Source organism: Pseudomonas sp. SDO55104_S430, assembly GCF_054070595.1.
The window spans coordinates 1-5205 of the sequence record NZ_JBSVXG010000311.1; the positions used below are offsets into that span (position 1 = coordinate 1).

General features: G+C 59.6%; 4 protein-coding genes. 2 read left to right on the plus strand and 2 right to left on the minus strand.

From position 1 onward, the window contains the following. Positions 1-69 precede the first annotated feature (69 nt). Both ACW9JE_RS28295 and pcaR read right to left on the minus strand, forming a co-directional pair. Complete coding sequence (locus ACW9JE_RS28295) at positions 70-1416, minus strand: aromatic acid/H+ symport family MFS transporter (RefSeq protein ID WP_457434638.1); 1347 nt, start codon at positions 1414-1416, stop codon at positions 70-72. Between the two features lie 125 nt (positions 1417-1541). Then, positions 1542-2384: a pca regulon transcriptional regulator PcaR gene (gene pcaR / locus ACW9JE_RS28300; protein WP_224541987.1), complete on the minus strand. Its 843-nt coding sequence runs from the start codon at positions 2382-2384 to the stop codon at positions 1542-1544. A 616-nt stretch (positions 2385-3000) separates the two neighbouring features. Here pcaR and ACW9JE_RS28305 point away from each other — a divergent pair. Continuing rightward, the gene (locus ACW9JE_RS28305) at positions 3001-3201 is read left to right on the plus strand and encodes a hypothetical protein (RefSeq protein WP_224541985.1); all 201 of its coding nucleotides are present in this window, start codon (positions 3001-3003) and stop codon (positions 3199-3201) included. A gap of 377 nt (positions 3202-3578) precedes the next feature. Further along, positions 3579-5054: an inorganic phosphate transporter gene (locus ACW9JE_RS28310; protein ID WP_224541983.1), complete on the plus strand. Its 1476-nt coding sequence runs from the start codon at positions 3579-3581 to the stop codon at positions 5052-5054. Positions 5055-5205: the final 151 nt, after the last annotated feature.

The following is a 5205-nucleotide window of genomic DNA, read 5'->3' on the forward strand; positions in this document are numbered from 1 at the left end:
AAACGTCGTCGAACCTGTAGGAGCGAGGCTTGCCCGCGAAGAGGCCATCAAGGTCTACATCAAACCAAATCAGGTCGCATCCGCATGACTGACCAACCCCTTGATCACCACCGCCGCCGTCGCCAGCGCCGCCGGAATCACCAGCGCCGTCAGCACCTGTTCAAAGTTCCAGCCCAGTCCAAGCAGCGTCGCGCCCATCCAGGCTCCGAGGATCGCGCCGAAACGGCCGATCCCGAGCATCCACGACACACCCGTGGCACGCCCCTGGGTCGGATAGAACCGCGCGGCCAGCGACGGCATCGCCGATTGCGCGCCGTTGACGCACATCCCGGCGATCAGCACCAGGGTCGCCAGCAGCGTGATGCTGCCCAGGCTTTGCCCCACCGCGTAAGCAAACACCCCGGCCAGCAGGTAGAACGTGCCGATGACCTTGTGCGGATTGAAGCGGTCCATGGCCCAACCTACACCCACCGCGCTCAACACGCCGCCGAATTGGAATAGCGCGCCGATGAACGCGGCCTGCTCCATGCTCGCACCGCTGTCGCGCATCAGGGTCGGCAGCCAGCTGGTCAGCAGATAAACGATCACCAGGCCCATGAAGTAGGTCAGCCACAGCAGCAAAGTGCCCATGCTGTAGGTGCCGGAGAAGATCACGGCGAAAACATTGCGCGCCTTCACGGTTTTCTGTTCCGGCACGCTGAAGCTCGCGGCCTGGGCGACGACCGTCGGGTCGATGGGTGCCAGGGTTTGGCGCACTTTGTCGGTGCCACGGTTACGCACCACGAGGTAGCGCGCCGACTCCGGCAGCCAGAACAACAGCACCACGGCCAGGATCAGCGGCAGAATCCCGCCAATCAGCAGCAGGCTGTGCCAGCCGAACGCCGGGATCAGCTTGGCAGAGATGAAGCCACCGCCGGCCATGCCCAGGTTGAAGCCGCAGAACATGCTGGTCACCAGCAGGGATTTCTTGCGTTCCGGGGTGTACTCCGACAGCAGCGTGGTGGCGTTCGGCATGCCGGCGCCCAGCCCCAGGCCGGTGAGGAAACGCAGCACCAGCAACTGCTCGACATTGGTGCTGTAGGCCGAAGCCAGACTGAACGCGCCGAACAGCAACACGGCGCCGACCAGCACGACTTTTCGCCCGAAGCGGTCGGCCAGAGGACCGGAGCCCAGCGCGCCGAAGACCATGCCGATCAGCGCCGCGCTCATCACCGGACCCAGGCTGGCGCGGTCGATGCCCCAGTCCTGGGACAGCGCCGGGGCGATGAAGCCCATGGCCGCGGTGTCGAGACCATCGAGGAAAACAATCAGGAAACACAGGATGACCACGCGCCACTGGTAGCGCGAAATCGGTTGAGCATTGATGAAGGACTGCACATCGAGGCAGTTCCCTACAGCAGACTGAGGCTGGTTCATTATTTTTATTCCAAGCGGTACGCAATCGAACGGTGCCAGCCAAAGCCGGCGCAGCCGCGACATTAAAGACCCGCAGGAAACAGCGTCAATTCAGCGAAAACGACTCCGTGCGATTACCGAACAGCTTAGGCAAACAGCTGTGCACTGAGGTCGCGACTGGCGCTCAGCAGTCCTGGCAGAAAACGCTGTTCCAGTTCGTTGCGGCTGACCCGCCCGGCATGGGTGCTGACATTGAGGGCCGCGACTACTTGACCGGAGGCGTCATAGACCGGCACGGCAATCGAACGCAGGCCCTGCTCCAGCTCCTGATCAACGATGCACCAGCCTTGGCGCCGCACTTCCTGCAGACATTCGAGCAAGGCTTCGGGGGTGTGCAGGGTGCGACTGGTCTTGGCCTGCAAGTCGGCGTGGTCGAGGTATTCGTGCAGCGAACTGTCATCCAGGGCCGCCAGCAGGATCCGGCCCATCGATGTGCAATAGGCCGGCAAGCGCCCGCCCACCGAGAGATCGACCGAGATCAGGCGCTGGGTGGTCGCGGAACGGGCGATGTAGAGGATGTCGTCGCCCTCGAGAGTGGCCATGTTGCAGGCTTCGTGCAGTTGCTCGCTCATACGGTCCAGGTAGGGCTGGGCCGATACCGCCAGCGGCGTCGAGGAGACGTAGGCATGGCCGAGAGTCAGCACTTTGGGCAGCAGAGAATACGTGCGGCCATCGGTGGTGGCGTAGCCGAGTTTGATCAGGGTATGCAGGCAACGTCTTACGGCGGCGCGGGGAATTTCCGTGCGATGGCTGATCTGGGCAATGGTCAGGTGCCGTTTGCGCTCCTGGAATGCCTGCACCACCGCAAGCCCCCGCGCCAGAGAGGTCATGAAATCCGGATCGCCGGTCAGCGCCTGAATCCGCTTGGCGGGCGACGCCACGATCGGTGGCGCTACGGAAGCGAAGGAGTTGCGCAGTTGATCATTCATTTAGGGACCTTTGCTGTACGGATCAGCGACTATTACAGGTGTCATGGGCCCCGCAGACAAGCCCGACCAGGCAACATTGGGCGATTATCGAACGCTCGACCGGTAATCGCAACCGCCTGACGCCATCCCGGCTGATGCGCCCTCCTCTCTATAAGTACGCGAGGAAGGTTGAAGTTGATTTAAGGTGGATAAAGTTGAACAAGTTGTTCGACTTAATGGCGCCAGAAATGCATCGTTGCACATCCCCTAAACGCTAGTTGGCAGTAAAACTTGCAAGCAACAAAACATTCACGCCGCAATATCCACTTTCAAGTTTTTGGAGATAGTGTTCTCTGAATCGCTCGCTATAATGCAAATCAGTAGCCCGGCGTTTTATCATTCGCCGATGCCGCTACTCGGCGGCGCGTAACTGCATAGCCAGCACGCTCGCCAAAACTGGAAACTGATGCTACGTCAGCAATTTATCTCTGGTGCCGTGGCCGCCTGCAACATGGACGTATTGATCGCCCTGCCGTAAACGATGCCTGCATGGGCCTTGTCCTGTCGTCATGTGTGATCAATACATTGAGCGCAGCGCGTATCACCAGAATTTATCTCAACTCAATCAGGTAGCACTGTGACGAAAGACGAACTGCGCGCGGAACTTGAGCGCCAGGAACAACGTTACAAGGATGTTTACGGCGGGGAAGTCACCACCTACGCCGCCCAACCCGAACCGGAACGCAAACCCTGGCGTAAACGCGCCACCGTTCAGGATCAGGTTTTCAAGCAGGAACTGGAAAAAATGGAAAAGGAACTCAAAGCCGAAGAGCCATGACTGCTTCGGCCTGATTCCTTCCAGGGTCTTCATTTACACCCGTTAAAAGCGGGAAGTATCGATGTTGCCTCATGCGCCCGCCATGAGCGGGCAGCAGCTACCTTGCCCCATCTGACAGGGTACGAGGCTCATATCTGACCCTCCTTTCAGAAATTTCATACAAGCATCCGGCCCGCGCCTTCGGGCAGGCGCAACCCTTGCGCCATCAGCGTTTGCGAAGGAATTCAATGACTTGCAGCCCCCGGAAAATCATCGGGAGCGAGGGTGCAACCGCAAAAAAATTCATTGAAGAATGTTACCGACGAGCAGCTAGTGCATCGATTCACTGTCTTTTCTGGCATAATCGCGCCCCCTTATGACCGGGTCAGAAAACCTTCATGATCGATTTATTCAGCGGACTGGATGCTTGGGTGCTTGTGAGCCTCTTGCTCGCCCTGGCTTTTGTGCTCGCCTTCGAGTTCATCAATGGATTTCATGACACCGCTAACGCGGTAGCCACTGTTATCTACACCAAAGCAATGCCGCCGCACCTGGCGGTGTTCTTTTCCGGGGTGTTCAACTTCCTCGGCGTGCTGCTGGGTGGCGTTGGCGTGGCGTATGCCATCGTTCACCTGCTGCCGGTGGAACTGCTGATCAACGTCAATACCGGCCACGGTCTAGCCATGGTCTTCTCGTTGCTCGCCGCAGCCATCGCCTGGAACCTGGGCACCTGGTACTTCGGTATCCCGGCTTCCAGCTCCCACACGCTGATCGGCTCGATCCTCGGCGTGGGCCTGGCCAACGCCCTGATCAACGATATTCCGCTGGCTGACGGGGTGAACTGGCAGAAGGCGATCGACATCGCCGCCTCGCTGGTGTTCTCGCCAATGGCAGGTTTCCTGATCGCGGCACTGGTGCTGATCGGTCTTAAATGGTGGCGTCCGCTGTCGAAGATGCACAAGACGCCGGAACAGCGCCGCAGTATCGACGACAAGAAACACCCGCCGTTCTGGAACCGCCTGGTGCTGGTGATCTCGGCCATGGCCGTGAGCTTCGTGCACGGTTCCAACGATGGCCAGAAAGGTATCGGCCTGATCATGCTGGTGCTGATCGGTATCGTCCCGGCGCAGTTCGTACTCGACCTGAACAGCACCACCTACCAGATCGAACGTACCCGCGACGCGACCCTGCACTTGAGCCAGTTCTACAAGCGCAATGCCGACTCCCTGGGCGAATTCCTGGCCCTGGGCAAAAGCGTAGAAGGCGACCTGCCGGAGAAATTCCGCTGCGATCCGAAGCAGACCGAGCCGACCATCAATGCTCTGCTGGGCACACTCAAGGGTGTAGCCGACTACCACTCGCTGCCGTCGGACAGCCGCATCGAAGTGCGTCGCTACCTGCTCTGCCTGGATGACACCGCGAAGAAGGTTGCCAAGCTGCCAGGCCTCGCGGCCCGTGAAAAGGCTGACCTGGACAAGCTGCGCAAGGACCTGACCACCACCACCGAATACGCCCCGTTCTGGGTGATTCTGGCGGTGGCCCTGGCTCTGGGTCTGGGCACCATGGTTGGCTGGAAACGTGTGGTACTGACCATTGGCGAAAAGATCGGCAAGCAGGGCATGACCTACGCTCAGGGCATGTCGGCGCAGATCACTGCGGCGTGCATGATCGGCATGGCCAACGTGTTCAGCCTGCCGGTTTCCACCACTCACGTGTTGTCTTCGGGTGTAGCCGGGACCATGGTTGCGAACAAGAGCGGCCTGCAAGGGGGGACTGTCCGGACCATTCTGCTGGCTTGGGTTCTGACGTTGCCGGCTACCGTGGCGTTGTCGGCTGGGTTGTTCTGGTTGGCTTCGAAGGCGTTGGGGAGCTGATTTTTCGGTCTGATATGAAGAAGGCGCGATCTTTTGGGATCGCGCCTTTTTTTGTTTTTGGGGGCGGAGTACATATCCGTTTCTTCGGTCACGGCGGCTATTGGTTCCGCCCTTACGGCGGGTCACTTTGAAGAGCGCAAAGTAACCAAAC